At 74.0% G+C, this 18852-nt stretch carries 12 protein-coding genes; 5 read left to right on the top strand and 7 right to left on the bottom strand.

Annotation, left to right across the window (positions count from 1 at the left end; all coding sequences use genetic code 11):
- The first annotated feature begins 65 nt into the window (after positions 1–65).
- Together SXIN_RS03260 and SXIN_RS03255 are read left to right on the top strand one after the other, a co-directional pair.
- The gene (locus tag SXIN_RS03260; RefSeq protein WP_095757902.1) at positions 66–2486 is read left to right on the top strand and encodes an NHLP family bacteriocin export ABC transporter peptidase/permease/ATPase subunit; all 2421 of its coding nucleotides are present in this window, start codon (positions 66–68) and stop codon (positions 2484–2486) included.
- 229 nt (positions 2487–2715) lie between these two features.
- Positions 2716–5763, top strand: a complete 3048-nt coding sequence (locus SXIN_RS03255; RefSeq protein WP_095757901.1) for an NHLP bacteriocin export ABC transporter permease/ATPase subunit — start codon at positions 2716–2718, stop codon at positions 5761–5763.
- 46 nt (positions 5764–5809) lie between these two features.
- Here the strand turns inward: SXIN_RS03255 and SXIN_RS03250 are convergent, their stop codons facing one another.
- The 6 genes from SXIN_RS03250 to SXIN_RS03225 all read right to left on the bottom strand — a co-directional run bounded on the left by SXIN_RS03250 (position 5810) and on the right by SXIN_RS03225 (position 11947).
- Positions 5810–6673 carry a hypothetical protein gene (locus SXIN_RS03250; RefSeq protein WP_337589343.1) on the bottom strand — a complete coding sequence of 288 codons (864 nt, stop codon included), beginning with the start codon at positions 6671–6673 and terminating at the stop codon, positions 5810–5812.
- Positions 6674–6893: 220 nt separating this feature from the next.
- Positions 6894–7322: a subtilase-type protease inhibitor gene (locus SXIN_RS03245; protein WP_039822904.1), complete on the bottom strand. Its 429-nt coding sequence runs from the start codon at positions 7320–7322 to the stop codon at positions 6894–6896.
- A gap of 367 nt (positions 7323–7689) precedes the next feature.
- Positions 7690–8712, bottom strand: coding sequence for a LacI family DNA-binding transcriptional regulator (locus tag SXIN_RS03240; protein ID WP_095756565.1), 1023 nt, complete (start codon positions 8710–8712; stop codon positions 7690–7692).
- A gap of 87 nt (positions 8713–8799) precedes the next feature.
- Entirely contained in the window at positions 8800–9684 is an 885-nt protein-coding gene (locus SXIN_RS03235) for a carbohydrate ABC transporter permease (protein WP_019710541.1), read from the bottom strand.
- Positions 9681–10619, bottom strand: coding sequence for a carbohydrate ABC transporter permease (locus SXIN_RS03230; RefSeq protein ID WP_019710540.1), 939 nt, complete (start codon positions 10617–10619; stop codon positions 9681–9683). Before SXIN_RS03230 ends, SXIN_RS03235 begins: the two co-directional genes overlap by 4 nt.
- Complete coding sequence (locus tag SXIN_RS03225) at positions 10616–11947, bottom strand: ABC transporter substrate-binding protein (protein ID WP_019710539.1); 1332 nt, start codon at positions 11945–11947, stop codon at positions 10616–10618. Before SXIN_RS03225 ends, SXIN_RS03230 begins: the two co-directional genes overlap by 4 nt.
- 202 nt (positions 11948–12149) lie before the next feature.
- Between SXIN_RS03225 and SXIN_RS03220 the strand changes: the two genes are divergently transcribed.
- Positions 12150–14270, top strand: a complete 2121-nt coding sequence (locus SXIN_RS03220) for a beta-galactosidase (RefSeq protein ID WP_095756564.1) — start codon at positions 12150–12152, stop codon at positions 14268–14270.
- 233 nt (positions 14271–14503) lie between these two features.
- Complete coding sequence (locus tag SXIN_RS03215) at positions 14504–15718, top strand: glycoside hydrolase family 53 protein (protein WP_238153660.1); 1215 nt, start codon at positions 14504–14506, stop codon at positions 15716–15718.
- A gap of 102 nt (positions 15719–15820) precedes the next feature.
- Here SXIN_RS03215 and SXIN_RS03210 read toward each other — a convergent pair whose 3' ends face one another.
- The gene (locus SXIN_RS03210; protein WP_019706464.1) at positions 15821–17197 is read right to left on the bottom strand and encodes an SGNH/GDSL hydrolase family protein; all 1377 of its coding nucleotides are present in this window, start codon (positions 17195–17197) and stop codon (positions 15821–15823) included.
- Positions 17198–17683: 486 nt separating this feature from the next.
- On the opposite strand from SXIN_RS03210, the gene SXIN_RS03200 reads away from it, so the two are divergent.
- On the top strand, positions 17684–18823 hold the full coding sequence (locus SXIN_RS03200; protein ID WP_095756561.1) for a DUF2804 domain-containing protein: 1140 nt from the start codon (positions 17684–17686) through the stop codon (positions 18821–18823).
- The last annotated feature ends 29 nt before the right edge of the window (positions 18824–18852 follow it).

Here is an 18852-nt window from a genome sequence, read left to right as displayed (position 1 = left end):
CCGCGGCCGGGCCGGAGGCCCCCGCCGGCGCCCTCCCCCCGCCGTCTGCCGCCATGCCCGCCGCCATGCCCGCCGCCGGGCCGGCTCCGGCCGCCGCCGGGGCCGCCACCCCGGCCGGGGCTGCCGCGCCCGCCGGACCTGCCGGGCCCGCCGCGCCCGCCGAGGGGACGGCCCCCGCCCCCCGGGCGCAGCTCCCCGGACACGGCCGCCGCCGCCCGCCCGCCGACGGCCGCCGCCGCGCGGACCGCGCCCGCCGGGACGCGCCGCCGAGGGGCCGCGGCAAGGGCGGCCGCAGGCAGCCGCGGGGCGGCGGGAAGAAGCAGCGCGCCCGGGTGCCGAGGAGCGTCCGCAGCCCCGTCGTCCTCCAGATGGAGGCCGTGGAGTGCGGCGCCGCGTCCCTGGCCATGGTGCTCGGCCACCACGGCAAGCACGTCCCGCTGGAGGAGCTCCGCATCGCCTGCGGAGTGTCCCGCGACGGCTCCCGGGCCAGCAACCTCCTCAAGGCCGCCCGGAGTTACGGCCTCACCGCCAAGGGCATGCAGATGGAGCCCGCCGCCCTCGCCGAGGTGCGGGCACCGGCCATCCTTTTCTGGGAGTTCAACCACTACGTGGTCTACGAGGGGACGGTGCGCCGCTTCGGCCGCCGCATGGTCCGCATCAACGACCCCGCCCGCGGCCGCCGTTACGTCTCCCCGGAGGACTTCGACACCAGCTTCACCGGCGTCGTCCTCGTCTTCGAACCCGGTGAGGGGTTCCGCCGGGGCGGCCGCAGGCCGGGCATCCTCGGCGCCATGCCCGTACGGCTCCGCGGCACCAGCGGCACCCTGCTGGCCGCGCTCGTCGCCAGCTTCCTGCTCGTCCTCGTCGGCGCCGCCGTCCCCGCGCTCAGCCGTACCTATATCGACATGTTCCTTTTCGGGGACCAGACCTCGCTGCTCGGCGTCCTCTTCGCCGCCATGGGCACGATGGTGGTCCTCACGGCCGTCCTCACCGGACTGCAGCAGGCCAACCTGCTGCGCGGCCGCATCATCTCCTCCACCCTCGGCAGCGCCCGCTTCCTGCGCCACCTCCTGCGGCTGCCGGTCACGTTCTACTCCCAGCGCAACCCGGCCGACCTCGTCCAGCGCCTGCAGTCCAACGACACCGTCGCCGAGACGCTGGCCCGGGACCTCGCGGCCGCCGGCGTCGACGTCGTCGTCGTGGTCCTCTACGCCGTACTGCTGTGGAGCTACGACCCCCAGCTCACGGTGGTCGGCATCGGCATCGCCCTGCTCAACGTGGTCGCCCTGCGCGTCGTGATGCACCTGCGCTCCGTCGGCACCCAGAAGCTCCGCGCCGACAGCGCCCGGCTCACCAACACCTCCTACAGCGGCCTCCAGCTGATCGAGACCATGAAGGCCACCGGCGGCGAGAACGGCTGGTTCCGCCGCTGGGCCGGGCAGCACGCCACCACCCTCGACACCCAGCAGCGGCTCGGCGTGCCCAGCGCCTTCCTGGCCGTCGTCGCCCCCACCCTCGCCACCCTCAACAGCGCGCTGATCCTCCTCATCGGCGGGCAGCGGGCCGTGGAGGGCGCCGTCTCCATCGGCCTGCTCGTGGCCTTCCAGGCCCTCGTCACCAACTTCACCGCCCCGCTCACCCGGCTCAACGGCGTCGCCGGCCGGCTCCAGGACTTCGCCGCCGACGTGGCCCGCCTCAAGGACGTCGAGAACTTCCCCGCCGACACCCTCTACACCCGGCGCGAACCACCCGCCAGCACCAAGCGGCTCCGCGGCCACGTCACCCTGGAGAACGTCACCTTCGGCTACAGCCCGCTCGACAAGCCGCTGCTGAACGGCTTCTCCCTGGAGGTCGGACCGGGCCGCCAGGTCGCCCTCGTCGGCGGCTCCGGCAGCGGCAAGTCCACCGTCTCCCGGCTGATCTCCGGCCTCTACCAGCCCTGGGAGGGCGTCATCCGCATCGACGGGCGGCGGCTGGACGAGATCCCGCGCAGCGCGCTGTCCGCCTCCGTCTCCTTCGTCGACCAGGACGTCTTCCTCTTCGAGGGCACGGTCCGCGACAACGTGGCCCTCTGGGACCCCTCCATCCCGGAAGAGGCCGTCGTCGCCGCCCTCCGGGACGCCGCGGTGTACGACACCGTCGCCCGCCGGCCCGGGGGCATCCACAGCCGGGTCGAGCAGGACGGCCGCAACTTCTCCGGCGGGCAGCGGCAGCGGCTGGAGATCGCCCGCGCCCTCGTCCGGCGCCCCAGCGTCCTCGTCCTCGACGAGGTGACCAGCGCCCTCGACGCCGAGACCGAACAGATCATCATCGACAACCTGCGGCGGCGCGGCTGCGCCTGCGTCGTCATCGCGCACCGGCTGAGCACCGTGCGGGACAGCGACGAGATCGTCGTCCTCGACCGCGGCACCGTCGTGGAGCGCGGCCGGCACGAGCACCTGGCCGCCGCCGGCGGGGCGTACGCCGCCCTGGTCAGGGAGCACTGACGTGGCATCACCCCACCCCTCCTCCGACGGCTCCGCCCTCACCGCCACCGGCCCCGTCCCGGCCCCCGGCCCCGCCCCGGCCGGAACCGGCGGCTACGGTGCCGGCGGTCACGGGGCCGGGGCCGACGCGACCGGCGTCTCCGGCACCGGCACCGGCACCGGCGACGGGGCCGGGCTCTCCGGGGCCCCGCCCGCCGCCCCCTCACCCGCCGATGTGGTCGTCGCGGCCATGGGCGGTCTCGGCACCCCCGTCGACCACACCACCGCCCGCAGCCTCGGGCTCGAAGGCCCGCAGGTGCTGTGGCTGGTCACCGCCGGCGCCATGGACCTCTTCGCCGTCGACGCCGGCCGGCAGGGCCACTGGCACTTCCTCGGCCGGCTGGAGACCGGCACCCTGCTGCTCGGCCCCGTCGACGGCCCGCGGCACACCCTCGTGGGCCGGCCGCTCCAGAACTGCGTGCTGCGCCGCATCCAGCTCCGCGAGCTGCACCGCCCCGGGCCGGGGCCGTACGGCGCGTACGAACCGTACGGAGAGCAGGCGGGACACGGCGGCGGCGACCCGTACAGCCCCTACGGCGGCTACGCACAGTACGGCCACCCCGGTGAGCCGTACGCGGACCCGTACACCGACCCGTACGGCACGTACGACACCCACGGCACCCACGGCACCCACGCCACCCACGCCGGCTACGACGCGCACGGCACCCCGTGGACGCACCCCGCCCACGAGCCGGTCCTCAGCCCGCTGGACGACGCCTTCGCCCGCGGCTACGGGCGCAGCCTGCGCGTCCTCTTCGAAGCCCCCTTCGACGGGCAGCACCCGACCCCGCAGCCCTCCGGGGACGGGGACGCGGACGGCCCGGACGGCGGCCACGGAACGGGCGCGTCCCAGGACGCGGCCGGTACCGGCGACGAGAACATCCTGTGGATGTCCATGGCCCCCGGCAGCGTCCAGTACGGCTCCGCCTACGGCGCGGACACCGCCGCCGACCTGCTCATCGACGGCGTGCTGTGGCAGGACATGGTCAACCAGCAGACGCGGCTGCTGTCCGCCCTGGACCGCTGGATCGAACGGCTCGAACGCGCCCACGAGGACCGCACCGCCGCCGGTATCCAGGCCGGCGAGGCCGAACGGGAGAGCGCCGACCGGGCCCTGCTGAACTCCATCGGCCGGCCGCGCCGCCGCGGAGCCCCGTCCGGCACGGCCGCCGGCACCGACGACGCCGCCCTCGCCGTCTGCCGCACGGTCGCCGCCGCGGCCCGGATCCCCGTGACCGATCCCGACACCGGCGGGGCGCCCGAGAGCAGGCTCGACCCCGTCGAACGCACCGCCCTGAGCTCCGGCTTCCGCACCCGCGACGTCCGGCTCACCGGCAGCTGGTGGCGCGACAACTCCGGCCCCCTGGTCGGGTACTGGTCCGACGACGGCGACCCGGTGGCGCTGCTGTGGCACCGCGGCCGTTACGAGGCCGTGGACCCCGCGAGCGGCGAGCGGTGGCGCGTCGGCAGGGACAACGCCGCCGAGTTCGACGACCGCGCCGTCATGTTCTACCGGCCGCTGCCCGACGAGCCGCTGCCCGCCTGGCGGCTGCTGCTCTTCAGCCTCCGCGGCACCCGCGCCGACCTGCGCAACCTGGCACTGGGCGGACTGGTCGCCGTCGGCCTGGGCACGCTGGTGCCCCTCGCCACCGGACAGGTCCTCGGTGTGTACGTCCCGGCCGCCGAGAACGGCCTGATCGTCCAGGTCTCCCTGGCGCTGATCGTCAGCGCCGTGGTCGCCGCCGCCTTCATGCTGCTGCAGAACACCGCCATCCTCCGCATGGAGGGCCGCGTCGAGGCCACCCTGCAACCCGCCGTCTGGGACCGGCTGCTGCGCCTGCCGACCCGGTTCTTCGCCGAGCGCTCCACCGGTGAGCTCGCGAGCGCGGCGATGGGCATCAGCTCCATCCGCAAGGTGCTGTCCGGGATCAGTTCGGTGCTCGTCCAGGCCGGCACGGTCGGCGCCGTCAACCTCGTGCTGCTGCTGCTCTTCAGCGTCGAGCTGGCCCTGGTGGCCGTCGCCATGCTCGTCGTCATCGCCGCGCTGTTCCTCGGCATGGGGCTGTGGCAGCTGCGCTGGCAGCGCAGACTCGTGGTCCTCGGCAACAAGCTGAACAACCAGGCGTTCCAGACCCTGCGCGGGCTGCCCAAGCTGCGTGTCGCCGCCGCCGAGAGCTTCGCCTACGCCGCCTGGGCGCGCAAGTTCGCCCGCAGCCGCGAGCTCCAGCAGCGCGTGGGCCGGATCAAGAACCTCATCACCGTTCTCAACGCGGTCTACCTGCCGCTCTGCACCCTCATCATGTTCATGCTGCTCGCCGGGCCGGCCCGCGGCGCCCTCTCACCGAGCGGCTTCCTCACCTTCAACACCGCCGTGACGATGATGCTGAGCTCGGTCACCCAGCTGACCGGGGCGCTGATCTCCGCCGCGGCCGTCCTGCCGATGTTCGAACAGGTCCGGCCGGTCTTCCGGGCGCTGCCCGAGGTCCGCGGCGGCTCGACCCGGCCCGGCGCCCTCTCCGGCGCCATCGAGGCCCGGCAGCTCTCCTTCCGCTACACCGAGGACGGGCCGCTCGTCCTGGACGACGTCTCCTTCCGGGTGGAACCGGGCGAGTTCGTGGCCGTCGTGGGGGCCAGCGGCTGCGGCAAGTCCACCCTGCTGCGGCTGCTCATCGGCTTCGACCGGCCCGCCTCCGGCGAGGTCCTCTACGACGGCCAGGACCTGGCCGCGCTCGACCAGGCCGCCGTCCGCCGCCAGTGCGGCGTCGTCCTGCAGAACGCGCAGCCCTTCTCCGGCTCCGTCCTCGACTGCATCCGCGGCGCCGAGAACTTCTCCCTGGAGGAGGCGTGGGAGGCCGCCCGCCTCGCCGGGCTGGCCGAGGACATCCAGCGGATGCCGATGGGCATGCACACCGTGCTCTCCGACGGCGGCGGCACCGTCTCCGGAGGGCAGCGGCAGCGGCTGATGATCGCGCAGGCCCTCATCCGCCGGCCCCGGATCCTCTTCTTCGACGAGGCGACCAGCGCGCTGGACAACGAGACCCAGCGCATCGTCACGGAGAGCACCCGCGAACTCCGCGCCACCCGCGTGGTCATCGCCCACCGGCTCTCCACCGTCATGGACGCCGACCGGGTCGTGGTCATGGCGGAGGGCCGCGTCGTCCAGCAGGGCCGTCCCGCGGACCTGCTCGCCGACACCACCGGCCTCTTCCACGAACTGGTGCGGCGGCAGATCCAGTGACGGGGATGGGGCCGGGACCGGGGCCGGGGCCCTCCGCCGGGGGCGGTCAGCGCCCGCAGCCGACGCGCTCCGTGCCGAGGGCGAGGTCGTCCATCCGCACGTCATAGCCGGACGGTGAGGGATCGCCCTGGTAGAGCTGCCAGCCGAACTTCACCGTGTCGAACTCCGGGAAGACGAAGTCCACCTCGGCGCCCCCGTGGTCGCGGGTGTCGACGGTGAGATCGGGCTGGGGCTCGCCGTCGAACCAGACCTCGATGCGGTTGTCGGAGGCGTCCATCCGCCACTCCACGCAGCTCCAGATCCCGGCCCGCGCCGGGGCCGACTCCTGCCAGGCCGTCCAGTCGCCGGTCGGGCCGCCGTCGGAGCCGACGCCCCACAGGTTCTTCCCGGCGGAGGGCACGTACTGCCCGCCGAGCGGGCGGATGTAACCGGGGCCGCGGCCGGTGGCCTCGACCATCGTCCAGTGGGCCCAGTCCGGGGCGGTGGGGAAGGCCGCGACGCGCAGCCGGACCCGGCCCCAGAAGCTGTTGCCGGGCGGGGCCAGGTCCGTGACCGCGAGGAACGCCTTGCCGTTGCCCTCGGTGCGGACGCGCAGATGCTGCCCGGCCCGATGTCTCCCCGGGTACGGCTCGACGGTCAGGGTGCCGTTCTCGGTGTCGGTCTCCCAGTGGGGGCTGCCGGCCTCGCCCGGCGGCAGGGACTCGAAGTCCTCGCAGAACAGGAGCGCGGGGTCGTCCGTGCAGGTGCCCCTGGAGTGGTGGTGGCCCTTGCCGTGGTGCTTCCCGTGGCCGTGGCCGTGCCCGTGCCCGTGGCCGGAGCCCGGGCCGCCGGAGGCGGGCGCGGCGGCGGTGGCGAAGGACAGCGACAGCAGGGCCGCGAGCAGGGCGGTCAGCGGGCTTCTTCTCAACACGAACAGGCTCCTCGTCGGGTGCGGGGCGTGGTGTGGGGGATGTGCCCGGTGCGTGCGCCAGGGAGTATCCTCACCCGTTCCGCGCCTCCGCGGAAGAACACCCGTCCGGCCGCGATCCCCTTGCCGCGCGGGGGAGTTGGCGGTGCAGCGCGGCAGAGGCGCGCCGGTGCCGCCCGCCGGGCTCCTCGGGAGCCCGGGGACGGACAGGGGGAGCGCGGGCTCAGAAGTCGAAGACGGCCCCGGTCTCGGCCCGCATCACGCACTCGTTGCCGAAGGTGCGCTCCTCCTCGATGCGCTGGCCCTGCCAGACGCCCCGAATGGTGACGACGACCGGGTCGTACTGGTAGGTGCACAGCTCGGGCTCCGCCGGCGGCGCGATCGCGTCCACGTCGCCCCCGGCGTCCCCGAGAAGCACGCAGGCCTCCTGCGGGGAGGGGTGCGTGCCCGTGGCCCGCGGCTCACAGGTGAGGGTCACCGCGCGTTCCGGGGCCACGGAGGACGCGTCCTCCCCGTGCGCGATGGTGAGGACGAGGTCCGAGGGCGCGTAGAGCGAGGAGTCCCCGGCGTGAGCCGTGCCGCCCAGGGGACCGAGGGCCGCGATCGCCGCCACCAGGGTGCCGGCTAACGCCGTTTTCGCACGGTTCCTCATGATGCGTTTTCCTTTCGCTTGTTGTGCCGGTTTCTACGCTTCCGGAGTCTGCCGAGAACCCCGCCCGAATGCACATCAACCCGGCGCTTTTCGGCGCATGTGTGCGGGGCGGTGCTGGCCGGAAGTGGCGGCGGAGACGCCTGGCGCGCCGGAGATGACAGCGCTGTCCGTGCCGGACACGGGAAGGCCGGACGCCGGATCAGGCCACTCGGCAACGGCGGAAACGCACCGCTGAGCGGTTACCGGTCTCCGCTGGTGGTACACGACGAGGTCGGGACGCGGCGGACGGGCGCCCGGGGCAGGCTGAGCCGGGGGCCGTGCCGGGGCGGGCCCGGCAGTCCTTCCCGCCCCAGGGCCGGGGCACGGCTCAGGCCGAGTCGCGCCGGACGAGTTCGGTCGGCAGGATCACCGCCGACGGGTCCTCCCCGGCGATCCGGCCGAGGAGCACCCGCACCATCTCCGTGCTGATCCGGTCCCAGGGCTGGCGGATCGTGGTCAGCGGCGGGCGCGTCCCGAGAGCGGCGGGCGAGTCGTCGAAACCGCCGACCGCCACGTCCTCGGGCACCCGGCGGCCGGCCCTCTCCAGGGCGGTCAGCGCCCCCTGCGCCATCAGGTCGGAGGCGACGAACACGGCGTCCACGTCCGGGGCCCGCCGCAGCAGCTCCGCCATGGCCCGCTCGCCGCCGGCCCGGCTGTAGTCGCCCTCGGCGACGAGCCGTTCGTCGGCCGGCAGCCCGGCCTCGGCCAGGGACTCCCGGTAGCCCGCCAGCCGCTCGACCCCGCCGGGGGTGTCCGGCGGACCGGTGACCGTCGCGATGCGGCGCCGTCCGCTCGTGGCGAGATGGCGCACCATCTCCCGGGCCCCGTCCCGGTCGTCGGCGGCCACATACGCGATCCGGGCCCCCTGCCCCAGGGGCTTGCCGCAGGCCACCACCGGTATGCGCGCCTTCACCAGCCGCTCGGCCATGGGGTTCCCGGAGTGGCTGGAGACCAGCAGCACCCCGTCCACGTGCCCGGCGGTGATGTAGCGGCTGATCCGGCGCCGCTCCGCCTCCGTCCCGGCGATCATCAGCAGCAGCGGGATGTCGTGTGCGGCCAGCGCCTGGGTGCAGCCGCGCAGCAGCACATTGAAGTTGGGGTCCTCGAAGAACCGCTCCTGCGGTTCGGTCAGCAGGAACGCCACCGAGTCGGAACGGCCGGTGATGAGACTGCGGGCGTGCCGGTTGACGACGTAACCCGTCTTGCGGATCGCGGCGTTGACGGCGTCCGCCGAGGCGGGGCTGACGTTGTGCCCGCCGTTGAGCACCCGCGACACCGTGCCGCGCGAGACGCCCGCCTCCCGGGCGACGTCGTGGATGGTCGGTGGGCGGCGTCGCCCCGTGGTGCTCATGCGGCTGCTTCCTCTGTCCGTTCCCCGGTGGTTCCCGGGTGGTTCTGCGGTCCCGACTCTACGGTGATCCGCTGTGGTCCCCGGCGGTCAGGACTTCACGGCCCCCGAGAGCAGGTCGAGGCTCCAGAAGCGCTGGATCACCAGGAAGAGCGCGATCAGCGGGATGACGGAGAGCAGCGCGCCGGTGATCACCAGGGTGTAGAGCGCGGGCGCGGAGGCGCCCTGCTGGAGCAGCGTGAACAACCCCACCGTGACCGGGAACTTCTCGTCGTCACCGAGCATGATGTACGGCAGCATGAAGTTGTTCCAGATGGCCACGGACTGGAAGAGGAAGACGGTCACCAGCCCCGGCAGCATCATCGGCAGCGCCACGGACCGGAAGAGCCGCCACTCCCCGGCGCCGTCGATGCGGCCCGCCTCCACGATGTCGGAGGGCACCGCGGCGGCGGCGTAGATCCGGGCGAGGTAGATGCCGTAGGGGGAGAGGATGCTCGGCAGCAGCACGGACACATAGCTGTCGGCCATCCCCGCCTTCGCCAGCAGCAGATACTGCGGTATGGCGAGGATGACGGGCGGCATCAGCACGCCCGCGATCAGCACGTTGAAGATCACCTCACGGCCGCGGAAGCGGTGCAGCGCCAGCGCGTAGCCGCTCAGCGCGGAGACGGCCGTGGACAGCAGGGCGCCCACGCCGGCGTAGAGCGCGGAGTTGGCCATCCACCGCCAGTAGACGCCGTCGCGGTAGGCCGACAGCTCGGCCACGTTCTCCGCGAGGCCCGAACCGGGCAGGAAGGTGAAGGTGGAGAAGAGTTCGCTGCCCGACTTGGTGGCGGCCACCACGACCCAGGCGACCGGCAGCAGGCAGTAGGCGGCACCCAGGAGCAGCACCGCGGTGGGGATCCGGCCGGCCGGGCGGCGGCGGCCGCGGGGAGCCGCCGTGGCGGCGCGGACGGCGGTGGCGGTGGCGCTCATCGTGAGTCCTGGTGGGAGCGGGAGTTGGCGGCTCTCAGGAAGCCGAAGGACAGCAGCAGGGTGACGGCGGCGATGACCACCGCGCCGGCGGCGGCCGTGTGCAGGTCGCCCCGGGCGAAGGCGTCCTGGTGGATCTTCATCAGCGGACTCCAGTCGCTGGGCACGGCGTTGGTGAGCGGCCTCAGGGTGGTCGGCTCGCTGAACACCTGGAGGGTGGCGATCAGGGAGAAGAAGAAGGTGAGGATCAGCGAGGGCGTCACCATGGGGATCTTGAGGCGCAGGGCGATCTGCCACTGCGAGCAGCCGTCGAGCCGCGCGGCCTCGTACACTTCCGCCGGTATCGCGCGCAGCGCCGTGTAGATCACGATCATGTTGAAGCCGGTGCCGCCCCAGACGGCGATATTGGCCAGCGCGGCATAGAGGGCCCCGCCGCTGAAGAGATCCGGTCCGGGCAGGCCCGCCCGCTCCAGCGCGTAGTGGAAGGGGCTGACCGACGGCAGGTAGAGGAAGCCCCACAGCAGCGCCGAGACGACCCCGGGCACCGCGTACGGCAGGAAGATCGAGAGCCGGGCGAAGCCGCGGAGGGCCGTGTCCCGCCGGCCGCGCCGGTCGGCGTCCAGCATCAGGGCGAAGAGCAGGGCGAGGCCCAGCATGGCCGGGATGACGACGAGGCCGTAGCCCAGCACCCGCAGGGCGCCGTTCAGCAGTTCCGGGTCGGTGAGCGCCGCGGTGTAGTTGGCGAGTCCGGCCCACACCTCCTGGCGGGCGCCGGAGCCCAGGCCCAGCCCCTTGACCTCGGTCCTGCGGAGGCTGAGGTAGAGGGCGTAGCCGATGGGCAGCGCGAGGAAGAGGACGAACAGGGCGGCGCCCGGGAGAAGGAAGAGGTACGGGGCCCGGCGCGGCCCGGAGGCCGCGCCGGCGGGGGAGCGGGTCACCCGGCCACTCCGAAGCCCTGCTTCTTCAGGTCGGTGACGGTGGCCCGCTCCATGGCGGCGAGCGCGGCCCCGAAGTCCGACTTCTCCTTGGCGGCCTTGCCGAACCGGTCCCGGAAGGCCGAGTAGGCGACGTTGACGTTCGGGCCCCAGGCGCCGGGCGCCGTGGTCTTGGCGATCTCCGCCGCCTCGGTGTAGAAGTCCGGCTGGTTGCTGAAGAAGCCGGGTGCCTCGGACAGTGCGCCGCCGGTCTGCGCGGCGGTGGCCGCCGGGTAGATCCCGCCCTCCCTCACCATGGCGGCGAGAGCCTCCGGGTCGGTGTTGAGCCAGGTGGCGAACTCGGCGGCGGCCTGCTTGTGCTCGCTGTCGCGGGTGACGGCGGTGGTCGAGCCGCCCCAGCTGCCGGTCCTGTTCTCGCCGGGCGACCACTGGGGGAGCGGGGCCATCGCCCACTTGCCCTTGGTGTCCGGCGCCGCGGTGGTGAGGACGCCGGGCGCCCAGACGGCGCTGACCCAGGCGATCTGCGAGCCGTCGTTGAGCGCCTTGTTCCAGGCCGGGGTGTACATCGGCTGGTTGCCGACGGCACCCTCCTCGACGAGACCGCCCCAGAAGTCGGCGACCTTGCGGCTGGCGGCGTCGTCGATGCCGACCTTCCACTGCTCGCCGGTGGTGGTCCACCACCGCGCGCCGGCCTGCTGGGCGAGTCCGGCGAAGAGGCCGGGGTCGTTGGCGGAGAAGGTGGTGAGGGCCTTCCCGGGGGCCTTCTTCCTGAGTTCGCGGGCGGTGTCCGCGAACTCGGCCCAGGTCCCGGGGACGTCGAGGCCGTACTGCTCGAAGAGGTCCTCGCGGTAGTAGAACATCATCGGCCCGGAGTCCTGCGGGACGGCGTACACCGCGTCCGAGCCGAGGGTCACCTGCTGCCAGACGCCCGGCGCGAACTCCTTCTCGGCCCTCTTCACCGGCTCCTTGCCGGAGAGGTCGGCGAGGACGTCGCTGCTGACGAGGGTGGGCAGGGCCTGGTACTCGGCCTGCACGAGGTCCGGGGCCTCGTGGGCCTTGGCGGCGGTGAGGATCTTCGTCACCAGGTCGTCACCGGACGCCTGCTTCTTCACCGTGACCCTGATGTCCGGGTGTTCCTTGTTCCAGAGGGCGACGACCTTGTCCATGCCGGGGGCCCAGGCCCAGTACGTCAGCTTGGCCGGCCCGGAACTGCCGGAGCGCTCCGCGCCGGAGTCGTCCGAGCCTCCGCCGCCGCAGCCGGCGAGGGCCGCGGCGGTCAGGGCTGCCGCTATGGAGAGGGCCGCCGACCGGCGGCGCGTGGTGGATGGCATCGAGATCTCCCCTGGCAAGGGCCTCCGCCCCCTGGGCGGACGACGGGCGGTGGCGAACTGTGAGCGTTCACAGTAGAGAAACATTTCCAACAGTTGTCAATGGTTGTTGCTGTGCGGTTATGTTGGATGTGCGCCGCCGAGATGCGCTGTGCACGTTCACAGATTTGTGCCATGCCCCGCTACCCCCCAGCAGGAGCCCGCCATGCCGTACACGCCTCCCCAGGGCCTCACCCGACTCGCGTTCGGCGGGGACTACAACCCCGAGCAGTGGCCCGAGGAGGTGTGGCAGGAGGACGTCCGGCTGATGCGGGAGGCCGGCGTGACCATGGTCAGCGCCGGGATCTTCTCCTGGGCCCTGCTCGAACCCGAACCCGGCCGCCACGACTTCGGCTGGCTCGACCGGCTGCTGGACCTGCTGCACGCGCACGGCATCCGCGTGGACCTCGGCACCCCCACCGTCGCCCCGCCCGCCTGGTTCTACCGCGCCCACCCCGAGGCCCTGCCCGTCACCCGGGAGGGCGTGCGCCTCTCCTTCGGCTCACGCGGCGCCATCTGCCCCAGCTCGGCCGCCTACCGCGACGCCGCCGCCGCCATCACCGAACAGCTCGCCCGCCGCTACGCCGGCCACCCGGCGCTCGCCCTCTGGCACGTCCACAACGAGTACGGCGTCCCGGTCTCCGCCTGCTACTGCGACTCCTGCGCCGAGCACTTCCGGCGCTGGCTGCGCGCCCGGTACGGCACGCCCGACGCCCTCAACGCGGCCTGGGGCACCGCCTTCTGGGGCCAGCGCTACGGCGGCTTCGACCAGATCGACCCGCCCCGCGCCACCCCCACCGTCTGCAACCCGGCCCAGCGGCTGGACTACGCCCGCTTCGCCGACGCCACCCTGCGGGAGAACTTCACCGCCGAACGCGACATCCTGCACCGGCTCTCCCCGGGCATCCCCGTCACCACCAACTTCATGACCGCGCTCAGCCAGTGCTCGTCCATCGACTACTGGGCCTGGGGGCGCGAGGTCGATCTCGTCTCCAACGACCACTACCTCATCACCGACGGCCGGCGGACCCACGTCAACCTCGCCATGGCCGCCGACCTCACCCGCTCCGTGGCGGGCGGCTCCCCCTGGCTGCTGCTGGAACACTCCACCAGCGGCGTCAGCTGGCAGCCCCGCAACCCCGCCAAGGCGCCCGGCGAGATGGCCCGCAACAGCCTCGCCCACATCGCGCGCGGCTCCGACGGCGCCATGTTCTTCCAGTGGCGCCAGTCCCGGCGCGGCGCCGAGAAGTTCCACTCCGCCATGCTGCCGCAGGCCGGCACCGACTCCCGGGTCTGGCGGGAGGTCGTCCGGCTCGGCGCGGACCTGGAGTCGATCGCCGGGGTCGCGGGGGGCACGACGGCCGCCGACGCCGCCGTGGTGTGGGACTGGCAGTCCTGGTGGGCCCAGTCCCTGGAGTGGCGCCCGAGCGAGGACCACGACGCCCGCGAGCGGGCCGACACCTTCTACGAGGCCCTCTACGACCGCCACCTCACCGTGGACTTCGCCCACCCGGAGGCCGGTCTCTCCGCCTATCCGCTGGTCGTCGTCCCCGCCCTCTACCTCACCGGGGCCGCCGCCGGCCGCAGTCTCCGCCGCTACGTGGAGCAGGGCGGCACCCTGCTCGTCTCCTACTTCTCCGGGATCGTCGACGAGCACGACGCGGTCCACCCCGGCCCGTACCCCGGCGCCCTGCGGGACGTGCTGGGGCTGACCGTCGAGGAGTTCTCACCCCTGGGGGAGGGCGATCGGGTGGGGCTCCGCCGGGCCGGCGGGACGGACGGGGACGGCGCGGGCGGGCGGGACGGCCGCGGCGGCGGCGGCCACAACGACAACGACGGTGGCAGCGGCGGCGGCGCGGGACACCCGGACCGCCTCACCGCCGATGTGTGGACGGAGTCCGTGGTGCCGCGCGGCGCCGGAACCGTCTGGACCTACGCCGACGGACCCGCCGCGGGACGGCCCGCCGTCACCCGCCACCGGCTGGGCCGCGGCACCGCCTGGTACGTCTCCACCCGGCTCGGCGCCGACGGCCTCGGGGTGCTGCTCCGCGAGGTGTGCGCGGACGCCGGCATCCCCGCCCGGGACGAACTCCCGCGCGACGTCGAGGTGGTACGGCGCGCCGGCGGCACGGGCGAGTACCTGTTCGTCATCAACCACACCGGGGCCGAGGCCAAGGTGCCCCTGCCCGGCCGGGCCACCGGCACTGAACTGCTGTCCGGCGAACCCGTCTCCGGACGGCTCGCGGTGGCCGGGGGAGGGGTCGCCGTGGTCCGGCTCCAGGAGTGAGGAGGCCCCTCCTCCCGGCACGCCGGCTCCCGCGGCCGTGCTCCGCCCCCGTACCTCCGCGCCGGCGAACCGTCCCGCGCGGGCGAACCCTCCCGCGCGGGCGCACCCCCGTACCTCCGCGCCCTCGCGCACCGGTGCCGCCGCGAACCGCACCACCGCACCACCACGGAACCGCTACGGCACCACCGCACCACCAGTCCGCCCCATCCGTCATGGCCGAAGGGATGCCGACGATGCTCCACCCACGAGGCACCACCCCGCGCCCCCGGCGCACCCCGGGCCCCGCCCGCGCCACCCGCACCCGCCGAGCCGCCCTCTCCGCCCTCGGCTCGCTGCTGGCCGCCGTCGCCCTGCCCGCCGCCGCCCCCGCCGCGCACGGGGCCCCGGCCGCGCGCAAGCCCGGCCCCGCCGCCGCGCCGCTCGCGGTCCGGGGCGGCGACCTGTCGAGCCTGCCCAAGAACGAGGCGTTCGGCGCCTCCTACCGGTACGAGGACGGCACCGCCGGCGACGCCCTCGCCATCCTCCGCTCGGCCGGGATGAACTACGTACGGCTGAAGATCTGGGTGGACCCGGCCGACGGCTACAACGACAAGGACAACGTCCTGGCCATGGCCCGGCGCGCCAAGGCGCAGGGCATGAAGCTGCTGGTCGACTTCCACTACTCCGACGCCTGGGCCGACCCGGGGAAGCAGAACAAGCCCGCCGCCTGGTCCTCCCACGGCTACGAGCAGCTGAGGCGGGACGTCCGCGACCACACCCACGACGTCCTGAACGCCCTCAAGGCCCAGGGCACCACGGCCGACATGGTGCAGATCGGCAACGAGATCAACGGCGGCATGCTCTGGCCGGAGGGCTCCACCGACAACTGGCCCCAGCTCGCGGGGCTGCTGAAAGCCGGCGCGGAAGCCGCCAAGTCGGTGTCCGCCGGCACCCGCGTCGTGCTGCACCTGGCGGAGGGCGGCGACCTGGAGGGCACCCGCTGGTGGTTCGACCGGGCGGTCGCCCACGGCGTCCCGTTCGATGTCATCGGCCTGTCCTACTACGGCTACTGGCACGGCACCCCGGCCGACCTGCGGGCGAATCTGAACGCCTCCGCGAGCCGCTACGGCAGGCCCGTGCTCGTCGCCGAGACCGCCTACGCCCACACGCTCCGCAACGACGACGCGCTGGAGAACATCATCGCCCGCGGCGACCAGCTCGTCCCCGGATACCCCGCCACCCCCGAAGGGCAGGCGGCCCAGCTCCGCGAGGTGATGGCCGCCGTCGCGGACGTGCCGGACGGGCGCGGCCTGGGAGTCGTCTACTGGGAGCCGGCCTGGACGGCCGTGCCGGGCAGCGGCTGGGACCCGGCCGACCCGGGCTCCGGCAACGCCTGGGAGAACCAGGCCCTGTTCGGCTACGACGACCGCGCGCTGCCCGCGGTCCGGCTGTTCGGCGGGGCGGGCTGACCCGTTCCCGCGGGCGGGGACGGCGCGTCCTGCGACGCCGCCCCGCCCGCGGGGTCCGGCTGCCCGGCCGGCCGTCACCGCGGCCGGCCGGGCAGCCGGCCGTCACCGGAAGAGCCGGGACGGGACGGCGTCCGCCATGGCCTGGTAGCCCGCCGGGTTGAGGTGCAGGTGGTCCCCGGTGTCGTACGCCTCCAGCAGCCGCTCCGGCTGCCGCGGGTCACGGGTCGCCGCGTCGAAGTCGATCACGCTGTCGAAGGCGCCGCTGTCCCGGATCCACTCGTTGACGGCCTGCCGGGACGCCTCCCGGTGCCCGGCCGGGTCGTCGTACATCTCGTTGCCGCCGAAGGGCGGCATCGTCGCGCCGTACACCCGGATGCCCTGCGCGTGGGCGCGGGTGACGATCTGGTCGTACGCCGCGACGAGCTGGTCCACGACCGCGCGCTGGGCCGCCTGCGTGGGCTCGGCGGTGCCGATGTCGTTGACGCCCTCCAGCACGATCAGCCACTCGACGCCGCTCTGCGCCAGCACGTCCCGGTCCATCCGGGCCAGCACGTTCGGCCCCAGGCCGTCCTGCAGCACCCGGTTGCCGCCGGCGGCCTGGTTCAGGACCGCGACGTCGGACGTGCCCTTGCCGGCGCGCAGCCGTTCGGCCAGCAGGTCCGGCCAGCGGTCGTTCCCGTTGGTCGTGGAGCCGCGGCCGTCGGTGAGCGAGTCGCCCAGGACGGCCACCGCCGACGCGGTGCGCCCGGCGGTCACCTCCAGACCGCTGAGGAAGTACCAGTGGTCGGTGCGGGTCGCCCCGGGCAGGTCCGCGGCCCCGGTGTGGTCACCGGCGAGCAGATGGGAGGTGGTCCGCGAACCGGGGTGCGAGGTGATGTCGTTGGACGCCTGGCCCTCCGCGAGGTACAGGGTCACCGTCAGCTCGGAGCCGGGCGCCACCGTGAAGTCCAGGGGGTCCGACACCATCTGGGCGCCGACCGGGATGCTCACCGAGGGCTTTCCGTGGAAGGTGACCGGCCGTGAGCTGCCCGTGCGGATCGCCGAGGCCCCGGCCTTCCCGCCCTGCGGGAGCGCCACCTCGACCGAGGTGATGGGCAGGACCGCGCCGCCGAAGGCGTTGGAGAAGCGCAGCCGCAGCCGCTCGCCCCCGATGGTGGTGTGGATGGTCTGCCGCAGGGTGCTGTCCGCCAGGACGAGGCCGTCCTGGGTGAACGGCGCGGGCGGCATGTTGTGCGGCTCGGTCAGCTGGGGCATCGAGGTCCAGGAGTTGACCCAGCGGTCCGCGGCGGCCGGCCGCTTCGGGCGCTTCCCGGGCCGGTGGTCCCGCGTCTCCTCCGACACCTGTGCGACGGCCGGCGCGGAGGTGTCGCTCGCCGCCGCTGCCTGCCGCGCCCCGGAGACATCGGGCGAGGTCACGGCGGCGGTCGCCGCGAGGGTTCCCGCGACGACCAGGTTGAGGACGGACGTCCATCTCTTCATGAACAGTGCCTTCCGGTACTGATGTGCATGGGCGGGTTGTCCGCCGTCCGGCCGGAGCCGGAGGGCGGGGTGCGCACAGGGCGCCGGCCGGAGCCCGCGGGACGGTCCGGAGGACCGGTCCGGGGACGCCGGGGCCGTTCCGCCCGCCGCCGCGCCCGGCGCGGGCCGCGGGCGGCGGCCGTCCGCCGTTCCCCGTCGGGGGGCCGGGAGCCGGGGCGGTGGCCGCCGGCGGGCGGGGTCCGCGGCGCGTGCGCGCCGAGGGAGCGGACGCGTACGGGCACGGGACCTCCTCGGACGGTGACCGGAGCGGTGCGGGCGGGGCACGGGTGACGCGTGATGCGGTGCGGAGCCGGGCGGCGCTCTGTGCCGGTGTGGGCTGTTATCCCGCACAACGGCACCACGCTGCACGGGAGTTGGGTGCGATCCCAGTGTCCACGGAAGGGGAGATCATGCCTACCGGGCGTCCCGGGTCCGTAGGCTCCTCGCATGCCGACCCACGAACGAGAGATCACCCGGCCCGCCGACCTCTGCCTCCCCGGCGGCCGCCGGCTCGACAGGGCCGCGGTCGGCTGGTCGAGGACCCCGCTCCACCGGTGCGGCCTGCGCGGCTGGGGGCGTACCAAGCGGTGGGAGTACTGGTGCGTCACCACCCCCACGCACCTGGTCGCCGTCACCGTCGCCGACATCGACTACCTCGGTCTCGGGTCCGTCTACTTCCTGGAGTACGGCCGGGGCAACGGCCGGGACGGCGACGGCGCGGGCACCGGACCGGGCGGCGGCGGCCGGGCGGGGACCGGGAGCCTGGGCACCGTACGGCGGGAGATCTCCCGGACCGCCCTGCTGCCCCTGGCCCACGGCGTCCGCCTGCCGCACAGCCTCGGCGGCGGGACCGGCGGGACCGGCGGAAACGGCGGCGCGGGCGGCGACGGCGAGCGGGGCGAGGCGGCGGTCGCGGCCGGGCCCGTACGGATCGGGATGCGCCAGGAGCGCGACGGCACCCGCCTGCGCTTCCGCTGCCGGACCGCGGAAGGACCGCTCGACGGCGACCTGTTCGTGGCCATGCCGCCCGGCCACGAGACGATGAGCGTCGTCATCCCCTGGAGCGACCGCCGCTTCCAGTACACCTCCAAGCACACCGCGCGCCCGGCCGAGGGCACCGTGCGGATCGGCGGCACCGCCTACGACTTCCAGGGCGGCTGGGGCGTGCTCGACCACGGCCGGGGCCGCTGGCCCTACGACACCCGGTGGAACTGGGGCGCGGCCTCGGGCAGTACCGACGGCCGGGTGGTCGGCCTGCAGTTCGGCGGCCGGTGGACGGCCGGCACGGGCATGACGGAGAACGCCCTCTGCGTCGACGGCAGACTCACCAAGATCGGTGAGGAACTGGAGTGGCACTACGACGACTTCGGGGAGCCGTGGACCATCCGCACCCCGGGCTCGGACGCGGTCGATCTCAGCTTCACCCCGTTCCACGTGCGCGAGGACCGGACGAACACCGGGGTGATCCTGAACGACACCCACCAGTCCTTCGGCCACTACACGGGCACCGTCCGGGCCGACGGCGGGAGCCGCATCCGCGTCGAGGGACTCCTCGGCTGGGCCGAACAGGTCCGGATGCGGTGGTGAACAGCGGTACGCGGAGGTGCCGTCCGGGG

The organism is Streptomyces xinghaiensis S187 (assembly GCF_000220705.2).
Classification (GTDB): domain Bacteria; phylum Actinomycetota; class Actinomycetes; order Streptomycetales; family Streptomycetaceae; genus Streptomyces; species Streptomyces xinghaiensis.
The sequence above is the reverse complement of the archived record's forward strand: the minus strand, read 5'-3'. Positions and strand labels throughout refer to the sequence as shown.